Source organism: Polynucleobacter sp. AM-7D1 (genome assembly GCF_018688455.1).
GTDB lineage: Bacteria > Pseudomonadota > Gammaproteobacteria > Burkholderiales > Burkholderiaceae > Polynucleobacter.
In genome coordinates this window covers 903,687-916,538 of sequence record NZ_CP061319.1, presented here as the reverse complement: position 1 = coordinate 916,538, position 12,852 = coordinate 903,687, and the positions used below count along the sequence as shown (strand labels likewise).

The 12,852-nt window shown below is 46.1% G+C and carries 8 protein-coding genes and 2 tRNA genes; 1 reads left to right on the top strand and 9 read right to left on the bottom strand.

Features of this window, described 5'->3' with window-relative positions:
- Position 1 precedes the first annotated feature (1 nt).
- The 9 genes from GQ359_RS04755 to ispD form a co-directional block, all read right to left on the bottom strand.
- Positions 2–1,459, bottom strand: a complete 1,458-nt coding sequence (locus GQ359_RS04755) for a peptidylprolyl isomerase (protein ID WP_215387778.1) — start codon at positions 1,457–1,459, stop codon at positions 2–4.
- Between the two features lie 105 nt (positions 1,460–1,564).
- Positions 1,565–1,640: transfer RNA gene (locus tag GQ359_RS04750), tRNA-Val, on the bottom strand.
- A gap of 118 nt (positions 1,641–1,758) precedes the next feature.
- Positions 1,759–4,191, bottom strand: coding sequence for an endopeptidase La (gene lon / locus GQ359_RS04745; protein ID WP_215387777.1), 2,433 nt, complete (start codon positions 4,189–4,191; stop codon positions 1,759–1,761).
- 178 nt (positions 4,192–4,369) lie between these two features.
- A complete protein-coding gene (clpX, locus tag GQ359_RS04740) occupies positions 4,370–5,722 on the bottom strand; it encodes an ATP-dependent Clp protease ATP-binding subunit ClpX (protein ID WP_371822467.1) in 1,353 nt (450 codons plus the stop codon).
- Between the two features lie 36 nt (positions 5,723–5,758).
- Complete coding sequence (clpP, locus tag GQ359_RS04735) at positions 5,759–6,388, bottom strand: ATP-dependent Clp endopeptidase proteolytic subunit ClpP (protein ID WP_215303623.1); 630 nt, start codon at positions 6,386–6,388, stop codon at positions 5,759–5,761.
- 27 nt (positions 6,389–6,415) lie between these two features.
- Complete coding sequence (gene tig, locus GQ359_RS04730; protein WP_215387775.1) at positions 6,416–7,753, bottom strand: trigger factor; 1,338 nt, start codon at positions 7,751–7,753, stop codon at positions 6,416–6,418.
- A 56-nt stretch (positions 7,754–7,809) separates the two neighbouring features.
- Positions 7,810–7,896 (bottom strand) — tRNA-Leu (locus GQ359_RS04725).
- Between the two features lie 81 nt (positions 7,897–7,977).
- Positions 7,978–8,481, bottom strand: a complete 504-nt coding sequence (gene ispF, locus GQ359_RS04720) for a 2-C-methyl-D-erythritol 2,4-cyclodiphosphate synthase (protein WP_215387774.1) — start codon at positions 8,479–8,481, stop codon at positions 7,978–7,980.
- Between the two features lie 27 nt (positions 8,482–8,508).
- Positions 8,509–9,267: a 2-C-methyl-D-erythritol 4-phosphate cytidylyltransferase gene (gene ispD, locus GQ359_RS04715; protein WP_215387773.1), complete on the bottom strand. Its 759-nt coding sequence runs from the start codon at positions 9,265–9,267 to the stop codon at positions 8,509–8,511.
- A gap of 23 nt (positions 9,268–9,290) precedes the next feature.
- Here ispD and mfd point away from each other — a divergent pair, with 23 nt between their 5' ends.
- Positions 9,291–12,845: a transcription-repair coupling factor gene (mfd, locus tag GQ359_RS04710; protein ID WP_215387772.1), complete on the top strand. Its 3,555-nt coding sequence runs from the start codon at positions 9,291–9,293 to the stop codon at positions 12,843–12,845.
- Positions 12,846–12,852: the final 7 nt, after the last annotated feature.

Here is a 12,852-nt window from a genome sequence, read left to right as displayed (position 1 = left end):
TTTAACTGCCTGAGCTTGCTTGTTTGAGTGGGTTAATGACTTTAACGCCAGCACTATTGCGCCAGTAAGCCATAAAACCTGCAAATTCTGACTGTGCAGCCAATGCTTGAATCTGTTGTGCTTGCGCATTACGCACCTTAGCATCAACGACCGGTGGTTGGCGAACCTGGTCAATGCGATAAATAGTAGTGCCTACACCGGGATTTGCCACTGAAACTACGGCAGGTAATTTGCTTGCGTTAACAGACATGATCTCATCCATTGAGGCGCCTACTAGGCTACCCGGCTTATTTCTCGAGATCCAGCTAGCGCTTCCAAAACCACCAGCATTCTTCGGGTCCTTTTCAAGTGCAAGAAATTTTTCACTTGCATCAGCAATGGCTAGTTTCTCGGCAGCACGTTGAGTAACTTGGCGCTTCACTTCAGCCGCAACTTCTTTAAAAGACAAAGTTTGCGCTGGGTGTAGCGTCACAACGCGGGCGGATACAAAGACACCTGGCGCTGTTTGGACGGCCTCAGTATTGCGCTTGTTCTTAAGGGCCTCATCGCCATAGAGGGACTGAACCACTTTAGGATTAGCCAATGGATGATCACTGGATACACCAGGCGCACCACTTCGTGGTACGCCCTTCTGAGTTTGAATGCTGAGTTTTAATTTATCAGCAGCCGGTTTTAGGCTATCAGCTTGGTCGTAAGTGATGTTTGCAAACTGATCTGCCTTTTCGCTAAACACTTTCGAATCTTCTTTGGGATCAGCCTTCAGGACGATGTATTCCACATCGATATATTCAGGGCGCTCGAATAGCTTGGCATTAGCCTCATAAAAGGCTTGTAACTCTTCGGGGCTTGGGTTTACTTTGGACAAATAATCTTTAGCATTGAACTGCAAAGTTTGAACTTGTCTTTCGGTCTCATATAAGGACAAAATAATTTGAGACAGTTTTGGGTTAGTCAACTCCGTACGTGCAACTGAATTCACTAACTGTTGAATTTTTAAGTCAAAGCTTTGGCTGGCATAAAACTGCTCTTCATTCATGCCATTGCTTGCCAGCAACTGTTTAAAACGAGCATCGTCAAATTTTCCGTCTTCACGATACAAAGCACGAATCTGCGGAATCATTTGGAGGCTATTAACAAGCTCTTGTTTCCCTACCTGTAAACGCAGATCGCTCACAGCAAAACCCAAGATGCGCTGTTGCAGCAATTCGTTCAAGATTGCCTGACGAAACGGTAAGCTTTGAGCAATCTGTAGATTTCCACCAACGCGCTCTGCTTGACGCTTTGCCGCCATATCGACTTCTTGGAGCGTAATGGGGTTGCCATTCACTTTAACTAAGTCAGTTTCCTTATCCATGAATTCGGAGTAACTCGATATCCCGAACAATGCGAATGAGGGAACAATAAACAGCATGAGTACAAACTGCAAAATCTTACGGTGTTTACGTACTGAATCAAACATGGATTAATCGCTCGAAAATAAAGTCAATAATGCGAGTGTACTAGGCTGGGTGTCTAGAGGAACTAGAAAGCCTAAGAAGGGAAACTGAAAGGTGGTTTGGGGAACTGGTGGGCGCTGACGGGATCGAACCGCCGACATTCTGCGTGTAAGGCAGACGCTCTACCATCTGAGCTAAGCGCCCCAATTTAATACAGACGAGATTGTAACCTAGTGTGGGGACATAAGAGAGATTCTTCATCAAAATGAACTTAAATAAGTCACTTAATTTGACTCAAAATCCCTCAAATATCCCCTAGACATCAATGCTTTAAAGCCTCTCCAGAAGAAATCTTTTCATTGGCCTTGCTAGCTTCAGCAGCCTGTTTAGCGAGTTCTTCTGGCGTTGGATCAGGCAAAGCAACTGGTTTTCTCTCTAATGCTAATTCAAGAACTTTATCGATCCAACGTACCGGCACAATTTCAATCGCATTCTTGACGTTATCCGGTATGTCGATCAAATCTTTAACGTTTTCCTCGGGAATCAGGGCAAGCTTAATACCGCCACGATGAGCTGCTAATAACTTCTCTTTGAGGCCGCCAATCGGAAGCACTTCGCCGCGCAAGGTAATTTCCCCAGTCATCGCCACATCAGAACGAATTGGAATCCCAGTAAATACCGATACGAGAGCTGTTGTAATTGCAATGCCAGCAGACGGACCATCTTTTGGTGTTGCGCCATCTGGAAAGTGAATATGAATATCTTTCTTCTCGAAGGCTTCATCTGCAATTCCCAAAGCTCTTGCTCTCGAGCGCACCACAGTTTTTGCCGCTTCCACAGACTCCTTCATAACGTCACCGATCGAACCGGTGCGAGTAATAACACCTTTACCAGGCATTACCGCTGCTTCGATTGTCAGAAGGTCTCCGCCAACCTCAGTCCAGGCTAAACCTGTAACCTGGCCAACTTGATTCTCTTTTGCCGCTAAACCAAAGTCATACATCTTGACTGAGAGGAATTTCTCGAGATTGTCAGCATCCACAGTAACTGGGGCAGCCTCTTTCTTCAGCAGCAATAACTTGACTACCTTACGGCAAATCTTACTGATCTCTCGCTCCAAAGAACGCACACCAGCTTCACGTGTGTAGTAGCGAATCATGCTACGAACAGCGGATTCCTCAATCTTCAACTCGTCTTTCTTGAGGCCATTATTTTTAATCTGTTTAGGGATTAAATAGTTAATCGCAATACTAGTCTTCTCATCTTCGGTATAGCCTGCAAGACGAATAATTTCCAGACGATCCAGCAAAGGGCCGGGAATATTCAATGAGTTGGACGTCGCAACAAACATCACATCGGACAGATCGAAGTCGACTTCAACATAGTGATCTTGGAATGTGTGGTTTTGCTCTGGATCTAACACTTCAAGCAAGGCACTCGCAGGATCACCGCGGAAGTCCATACCCATCTTATCTACTTCATCCAAGAGGAATAGCGGATTGCGCACACCGACCTTAGTCAAGCTAGAAAGAATTTTGCCGGGCATAGAGCCGATATAGGTACGACGATGACCACGAATCTCAGACTCATCACGCACGCCACCCAAGGCCATGCGGACAAACTTACGGTTAGTTGCACGGGCAATAGATTGACCCAGAGAGGTTTTACCAACCCCTGGAGGGCCAACTAAACACAGGATGGGAGCCTTGACGCGATCTACACGTTGTTGAACCGCAAGGTACTCCAAAATACGTTCTTTAACTTTATCCAGACCGTAATGATCCTCATCTAATACTTTTTCAGCGTTAGTTAAATCATTATTGATCTTGGTTTTCTTCTTCCAAGGAAGCGTTACTAATGTATCAATGAAATTGCGAATCACTGTCGCTTCTGCAGACATTGGTGACATCAGCTTAAGTTTCTTCAGCTCAGACTCGGCCTTCTTCAATGCTTCCTTAGGCATACGAGCAGCTTTAATGCGCTTCTCGAGTTCCTCGAGATCAGCACCCTCTTCGCCCTCGCCTAATTCTTTTTGAATGGCTTTAACCTGTTCATTCAGGTAATACTCGCGCTGACTCTTTTCCATCTGGCGCTTTACGCGTCCACGAATACGTTTCTCAACTTGAAGAATGTCGATCTCACTCTCAAGATCAGCCAAGAGACTTTCTAAACGCTGAACCACGTCAGTCATCTCTAGCAAGCGCTGCTTCTGCTCAAGCTTGACTGGGAGATGAGCGCAAATCGTATCCGCTAAACGACTTGGGTCGTCAATGCCGCCCAATGAAGACAGAATTTCTTGAGGAACTTTCTTATTCAGTTTTACATACTGGTCAAACTGCGCCATGATGGCACGACGCAATGCTTCAGTTTCATGCGCATCTAGTGCTGACATGGGAGTTGGGGTTGCCTCACAAGCAAAGTAGCCCAGGCTATCTTCGACTTGACTTACTTCAGCCCGTTGTACACCCTCAACCAAGACCTTAACAGTGCCATCTGGCAACTTCAGCATTTGCAGAATGTTGGCGATACAGCCGACCTCGTAGAGGTCCTCAACGCCTGGCTCATCCTTAGCAGCCGTCTTTTGAGCAACTAAAAGCACATTTTTGCCAGTTTCCATGGCGGCTTCTAGGGCTTTAATTGATTTTGGTCGCCCTACAAATAATGGGATAACCATGTGCGGGAACACCACGACATCTCTCAATGGGAGAAGTGGTAGTTGAATAGGTTCAGAGGGTAGTAATAAGTGGCCAGGCATGGGGCAATTCCTCCAAAATAGTCATTCCGTAAAAATCTCTAAAAATGCCGCACCACTACATACGGACATAATTTAGGAATAGGATACTACCTATATGGGTGTCACCAAGTGAAAAACAAGGGGGAAATATGCAAAAAGTGAGCAAAAACCCTGTGAAAACAGCAAAAAAGACTAAAAATTAGGCTTTTTTGCTCATTTCTGTAGATTCGTCACCCTGCTTGTAGACCAGAATGGGCTTTCCGCCCTCTGCAATAGTGCTCTCATCGATGACTACCTTTTGAACATTCTTTAAAGATGGCAGGTCATACATCACATCCATGAGGGAACCCTCAAGAATAGAACGCAGTCCACGTGCACCTGTTTTGCGTGCAATAGCCTTCTTGGCAATGGCTGACAGTGCTGCTGGGCGAACCTCAAGCTCAGAGCCCTCCATTGTCAATAGTGCTTGATATTGCTTAACCAAGGCATTCTTAGGCTCTGTCAGGATCTGAATTAAGGCTGTTTCATCCAATTGCGCCAGAGTTGCTACAACTGGCAAACGACCAATCAATTCAGGGATCAGACCAAACTTAATCAAATCTTCTGGTTCAACCTCAATTAAGAGGTCACTAACGCCACGATCATCTTTACCGGGGACCGTGGCATTAAAGCCAATACCAGTCTTAGCAGTACGCTGCTGAATGACCTTTTCCAGGCCGTCAAAAGCGCCGCCACAGATAAATAAGATGTTGGTTGTATCAACTTGTAAGAAATCTTGATTGGGGTGCTTACGGCCACCTTGAGGCGGAACAGAGGCCATCGTGCCCTCAACCAGCTTTAACAGGGCTTGCTGAACACCCTCGCCTGATACGTCACGAGTAATGGATGGGTTATCTGATTTGCGGGAGATCTTATCGATCTCATCAATGTAAACAATGCCACGCTGGGCTTTTTCAACGTTGTAATCACAAGCCTGCAACAACTTCTGAATAATATTTTCGACATCTTCACCAACATAGCCTGCTTCAGTTAGTGTGGTTGCGTCAGCCATGACAAAGGGCACATCAAGCATTCGAGCCAAAGTCTGAGCCAATAAAGTTTTGCCAGAGCCAGTCGGACCAATCAGCAAAATATTGCTCTTTGCTAGTTCAACACCATCAACCATAGCCTTGGCAGGAACTTTAGACTCTTTCTTATCAGCTGGCTCGACAGCTTTGCCGTCTTTATCGAGCTTCTCTTTTTTAGGTTTTGGCAAGTACTGCAAACGCTTGTAATGGTTGTAGACCGCAACCGCTAATGTCTTCTTGGCATGATCTTGGCCAATAACGTACTGATCCAGATTTTCACGAATCTGATGCGGTGTTGGCAAAGAGTCATCGCCCTCCACTTTGGGAAGTTTAGAAAGCTCTTCTTGAATGATGTCAGTACAGAGATCGATGCACTCATCACAAATGAAAACAGACGGGCCAGCAATCAACTTCTTCACTTCATGTTGGCTCTTGCCGCAGAAAGAGCAATACAAAACTTTATCTGCGCTATTGGTGTTGTTGATATCGCTCAAGATGGCCGTCTAAATGAGAAGTAGTGATTAAGGACGTTTGTCGATGACTTTATCAATCAAGCCATACTCTTGAGCTTGATCTGCAGACATGAAGTTATCGCGATCCGTGTCTTTAGCAATTGTTTCAATAGATTGACCAGTGCGTTCAGACAGAATCTTATTCAAACGCTCACGCAAGTAAAGAATTTCACGAGCCTGAATTTCAATATCAGAAGCTTGACCACGTGCGCCACCTAATGGCTGATGAATCATGACACGTGAATTCGGCAATGCGTAACGTTTGCCTTTCTCGCCTGCACACAATAAGAATGCACCCATGCTGGCAGCCATACCCATACACAAAGTACTTACGTGTGGCTTGATGAATTGCATGGTGTCATAGATTGCCAATCCAGCAGATACAGAGCCGCCAGGAGAGTTGATGTACAGAGAAATTTCTTTATCTGGGTTCTCGCTCTCAAGGAATAGCAGCTGGGCAATCACTAAGTTTGCAGTTTGATCATTTACTTCGCCAACCAAGAACACAACCCGCTCTCTCAGTAAACGTGAGTATATGTCATAGGCCCTCTCACCTCTACCAGAGGTTTCAATCACCATGGGAACTAAACCCAAACCTTGGGGTTCTAGATTCTCAGACTGGAAATGATTCTGGTTCATGTGATCAGGCCTTTATTTGTTAAATACTTAATTGAGCTTGCTGAGTTCTTCGAAAGTAACCGCTTTATCAATCACTTTAGCTTGCGAAGTGAAATACTTAATCACGTTATCTTCCAATACCAAGTTCTCGATATCTTTGAGTCGGCTTGGGTTGCTGTAGAACCAACGTACCACTTCTTTTGGATCTTCGTAAGTAGCAGCTTGCTCATCAATCTCAGCTTTAATTTGATCAGCTGTAGCAGCCAAGTTTTGCTGCTTAACCAAGTCGCTCAATATCAAGCCAAGGCGTACACGCTTGATAGCTTGCTCAGCAAACATCTCAGCAGGAATTGGAGCATCTTTAGCATTTGGAATGCCACGTTGCATCAAGTCTTGGCGTGCAGACTCAACTAAACGCTCTTGCTCTTGAGCAACCAAAGACTTTGGCGCATCGAGCTCGCAAAGGCTGTTGAGCTTTTCCATTACCTCACCTTTTAACAAGGAGGTAATGCGACGTTTGGTTTCGCGCTCTAAATTTTCTTTTACTTCTTCGCGCATCTTGGCAACGCCACCTTCAGCAACGCCCATGGACAATGCGAAAGCATCATCAACTGCTGGCAGGTGCGCCCAATTGACTGACTTCACAGTGATAGTGAAATCTGCAGTCTTACCAGCGACATCTTTGCCGTGGTAATCCGCTGGGAAACTTAATGGGAAAGTCTTGCTCTCACCTGCTTTGAGACCCAATGTAGCAGCCTCAAATTCTGGGAGCATACGGCCTTCACCAAGAACGTATTCAAAGTTTTCAGCTTTGCCACCAGCAAATTCAACGCCATCGATCTTGCCTACAAAATCGATCATCACTTGGTCGCCAGCTTGTGCTGCAGTATTTGCACCGCCATCACCATGTGCACCGGCTTCGCCACGTGGGTGGTAATGAACTTGCTGCTTACGTAATACATCTAATGCGCGATCAATTTCTGCATCAGAAATATCAGTTGTGTACTTAGTCACTTCTGCTGTACTGAAGTCGCCAATCTTTACTTCTGGCAACACTTCAAAGTAGGCATCAAACACAATATTGTCTGCGTCTAATTCTGTTTTTGGGTCAAGGCGTGGTTGGCCGGCTAAAAGGATATTTTCCTTTTTAGCCAACTCAAAGAAGAGTTCTTGAGCTTTATCGAACTGCAGCTCAAAATCCACTTGCATACCGTATTGCTTTTCAACCATATTCTTAGGCACTTTGCCTGGACGGAAGCCTGGAGCTTTCATGGTCTTACCCAATTTAGCCAATTGGGTTTCTCTTGCCTTAGCCAAATCGGCACGAGCGAACTCTAAGGTCACTTTGCGGTCTAACTGACCTAAATTTTCTATCTGCACAGCCATTCTCGTCTCTTAATTGAAAATCGGATATGTGAAGCCCAAGCCAAGTAGCAATCTTGTGGTGCGAGGAGGGGGACTCGAACCCCCACACCATTTCTGGCGTCAGGACCTAAACCTGGTGCGTCTACCAATTTCGCCATCCTCGCGCGAATTCCGCAAACACTACCGAGCTGAAGCTTCACTCTAAAGACCGTAATTCTACAATGCTTAGCGGTTTTAGAAGATATTTAAGCCTTATAGAGCAAAGCCACAGCATGGACTGCAATGCCCTCACCTCTCCCTAAGTGCCCAAGGGATTCATTGGTTTTGGCCTTTAGATTGACATGGCTTGGTGTAACGGCCAAATCTGATGCAATATTGCGGACCATCTCGGGCAAAAAAGTAGCCAATTTGGGCTTTTGGCAAATAATCGTCGCATCGACATTCCCAACCTGAAATCCAGCAGCCTGAATCTTCTGGAGAGCGGCTCTGAGCAGAATACGGCTATCCATGTCCTTAAATTGAGGATCGGTATCTGGAAATAGCTGGCCAATGTCATTCAATCCAGCAGCTCCCAGTAGGGCATCGGTTAAGGCGTGCAACAAAGCGTCTGCATCGGAATGACCAAGTAAGCCTTTTTCGTTGGGGACGTGCACACCACCCAAGACGAGTTTTCGACCCTCAACAAGGGCATGAACGTCATAACCTTGACCAATACGGAACTGAGGGATTTGGGATGTGTTTGAAGTCATTAAGTTATCTTGATAGGTTCTGAGAGCTTATTTAGTGCTTGCCCGCAAAATGGTTTGCATTAAATCCCAATCTGCTTGGTGGGTTACTTTGAAGTTGCGAGTGGCACCCTCTATTAATAATGGGCTAGCGCCCGAGAGCTCCATTGCACTTGCCTCATCCGTGATGTCGGCCTCCAGACGAATACCCTCATCAATTGCATCATGCAGGTGTTTTAAACCAAACATCTGCGGTGTTTGAGCCTGCCAAAGATGATCTCTAGAAATTGTCTTCATCGATCTATTCGGATTTCCAGCAATTGCTGAATTGGCATCGGCCATCTTTAAGGTGTCGGCTAACGGCATTGCCAAGAGGCCACCCTCACCAGCTACAGTGACAGCGTGAATCAGTTTTTGAATGAGTTCAGGAGAAATTCCAGGTCGTGCTGCATCGTGGACTAAAACCCAGTCATTCTCTGGAACGCCCGCCTTGAGCATAGCTGCAAGGGTGTTTCTGACGGTTTCTTGGCGAGTTGGACCACCAGTTGCAAGAAATTGAATAGATGCAGATTTGTTGGAAAGTGGGCCTAAGACGGGGTTATCGATAAAACCCGGGCTAACCCCCACCCAAATGGAGGCAATCTCTGGGGTAGCAGCAAAGGCATTTAAGGCATAAGCCAGCATGGGTTTGCCTGCCAACTCCTGAAACTGTTTTGGTAAAGATCCACCAAGCCTTGATCCTGTGCCGGCCGTGGGTAACACAGCGTGGCATTGCGGTAAAGACTGAGAAGATGGGTTTCCAGCGTGCATACCTGATTCTATAATGAGGTCAGATGTCTGATGCATTAAAACTAGCACCCCCCATACCTGCACTGCGGGCTGGGCAGCGCTTTACCTTTTCAGGCTTGGTTGGGTCTTCTGATGCCGCATTAATTGCCCAATCCGCCCTTCGTTATCGATCTGAATTCTCCGTCATGGTGATTTTCTGTGCTCAAGCACAGGAAGCACAGCGTCTCTTAGAAGAAATCCCTGCTTTTGCGCCGCAACTGAAGACGCGCCTGTTGCCCGACTGGGAAATCCTGCCTTATGACCACTTCTCACCACATCAGGATTTGGTCTCAGAACGTTTAGCTACCCTTTATGAATTGCTCAACGGTAGCTGCGACATTGTATTGGTGCCTATTACTACAGCACTGCAAAAATTAGGTCCGCCAAATTTCCTATCGGGCCACACCTTCTTTTTTAGACAAGGTGACAAGCTCAATGAGGCGGCACTAAAACTTCAGTTACAACAGGCTGGTTATGACCCCGTCAGCTCTGTCATGCGCCCAGGTGAATACAGTATTCGCGGTGGCTTGATTGATTTATTTCCGATGGGCTCAAGCCTGCCTTATCGCCTAGATCTCTTTGGTGATGAGATTGAGCAAATTCGAGCTTTTGATCCCGACACCCAGCGCAGCCTCTATTCCGTTAAGGAGGTTCGTCTTTTACCTGGACATGAGTTTCCATTTGATGATGCTTCACGCACCGCCTTCCGTGGTAGATGGCGCGAAGTATTTGAGGGTGATCCAACGCGTTGCTCGATTTATAAAGATGCCAACCTGGGTATTCCCAGCGCAGGTATTGAATCCTATCTCCCTCTCTTTTTTGATGAGTGCTCTACCGTCTTTGATTACTTCCCCCGCTCAGGTGATCCTGTTTGGTTGGTGAATATTGGTGATGTTGAAGAATCTATCAAGGGGTTTTGGAAAGATACGCTTTCTAGATATGAATTCTTAAAGCATGATCTTGATCGCCCCATTCTTCCGCCTGCAGAATTATTTCTGGATGTCGATCAATTTTTTACAGCAGCTAAACCCAATGCACGCTTGGCATTAGAGAAAGAGGCGGATAAAGAAAGCAAAGAATCACCGCAATTTTTAGCCGTACCAGATTTAGCAGTGCACCGCCGTGATGCCGACCCTATTAATCGTTTGCGTGCTTTAGTCTCCCAAGAGAAAGTGCGCATAGTCATTTGTAGTGATAGCAATGGTCGAAAAGAATCTATCCGCCAACTCTTTGAAGAGAGTAATTCTGTTGCAGGACTAAATGGCAAACCACTCTTCCCATTAAAGCCAGAGGGCTTTGAAGGTATAGCTGATTTCATTAAGAGTGATTCACTTTTTGGATTGGTTACAGCCCAACTCTTTAACGGCTTTACTTGGCCAGCTGCAAACCTCATTGTTGTTACCGAAGCAGAGCTCTTTACCACTACTGCGCGTCAACGACGTAAGGGAAAAGAAAGTGAGAGCGCCGATCCGGACATGCTCTTTAAGGATTTATCTGAGCTCAAGATTGGCGACCCTGTTGTTCACTCTGATCATGGTATCGGGCGCTATCAAGGATTGGTACTACTCAATTTAGCTCCACCCAAAGAAGAGCCCATTTTTGAAGAGTTCTTGCACTTGGTTTACGCCAAAGATGCGACTCTTTATGTACCGGTACAACAGCTACAAATGGTCACCCGTTACGCAGGCTCTGATCCCGATTCGGCGCCACTGCATCAACTAGGGTCTGGACAGTGGGATAAAGCACGACGTAAGGCTGCGCAACAAATTCGAGATACCGCTGCTGAACTGCTGAGTTTGTATGCCGCAAGAGCGATACGCAAAGGCCATGCTTTTGAATTTTCAGCCCATGATTACGCTGCTTTTGCAGAAAGCTTTGGCTTTGAAGAAACACCAGATCAGGCTAATGCCATTGCAGCAGTCATCGGCGATATGACCAGTGGTACTCCAATGGATCGACTGGTATGTGGAGATGTGGGTTTTGGCAAAACCGAGGTTGCTCTACGCGCTAGCTTTGTTGCAGTGATGGGCGGCAAGCAAGTAGCAATCTTGGCTCCAACAACTCTTCTTGCCGAACAGCACGTCGCCACCTGGAAGGATCGCTTTGCCGATTGGCCTGTACGTATTGTTGAGCTTTCACGCTTTAAAACTACTAAAGAAATCAATGCAGCACTTGAAGCCATTGCTAAAGGCGAGGCTGACATCATCATTGGCACACATAAGCTGCTATCAAAAGAAACTCAATTTGCCAATTTGGGATTAGTGATTGTCGATGAGGAGCATCGTTTTGGTGTACGTCAAAAGGATGCGCTTAAAGCATTGCGCGCCGAAGTGGATATTCTGACTCTGACTGCTACGCCGATTCCAAGAACACTGGGTATGGCGATGGAGGGCCTACGTGAGTTTTCTGTTATTGCTACAGCACCCCAGAAGCGTTTGGCTATCAAAACCTTTGTGCGTCGCGAAGGTGACGGCGTCATTCGTGAGGCAGTACTTCGCGAGATTAAGCGTGGTGGCCAAGTTTATTTCCTACATAACGAAGTTGAAACGATTCAGAACCGTAAGCATGCTTTACAAGAGCTAATACCAGAAGCAAGCATCAGCGTAGCGCATGGTCAAATGCACGAGCGCGAATTGGAATCCGTCATGCGTGAGTTTGTGACTCAACGCACCAACATCTTGTTATGTACCACCATTATTGAAACAGGTATTGACGTTCCCACTGCTAATACCATCATCATGCATCGCGCAGATAAGTTTGGTTTGGCGCAGTTACACCAATTACGTGGTCGTGTTGGTCGATCTCATCACCAAGCATATGCCTATCTGCTCGTGCCAGACCCTGAGGCACTCAGTAAGCAAGCGCAATTACGTTTGAATGCCATTCAGGCAATGGAAGAATTAGGCTCGGGCTTCTATTTAGCAATGCATGATTTAGAGATTCGGGGAGCAGGAGAAGTATTGGGCGACAAACAGTCTGGTGAGATTCATGAAATTGGCTTTCAGCTGTATACCGAGATGCTCAATCGCGCAGTAAAATCCCTCCGCAGCGGTAAAGAGCCTGATCTACTATCACCGCTTCAAGCTACAACTGACGTCAATCTAGGCGTGCCCGCCCTCTTCCCAAATGACTACTGCCCTGATGTCCATGATCGTCTCTCGATGTACAAGCGCTTTGCTGGCACAAACGACTTCTCCGAGCTCATGGGATTGCGTGAAGAGCTAGTTGACCGCTATGGTGATTTACCAGACCAAGCTAAATCGCTTTATGAAACTCACCGCCTACGATTGGAGATGAGTGGCTTTGGCATTAAGAAGATTGATGCGAGCCCAAGCTCAATTCAGATTCAATTTATTCCTAATCCGCCAATTGACCCAATGAAGATCATTCAGTTAATTCAGTCATCAAAATACATTCAACTAAATGGTCAAGATAAGTTAAAAATTCTTCCCCAGAAAGAAAAAGATTTTGAGAAACTAGAGCAACGTTTAGACCAAATCCGGAAAATTCTCCGAAGCCTCAATGAATCCGCAGTACTTAATACTGCTCACGTTAACTAATTGCTGA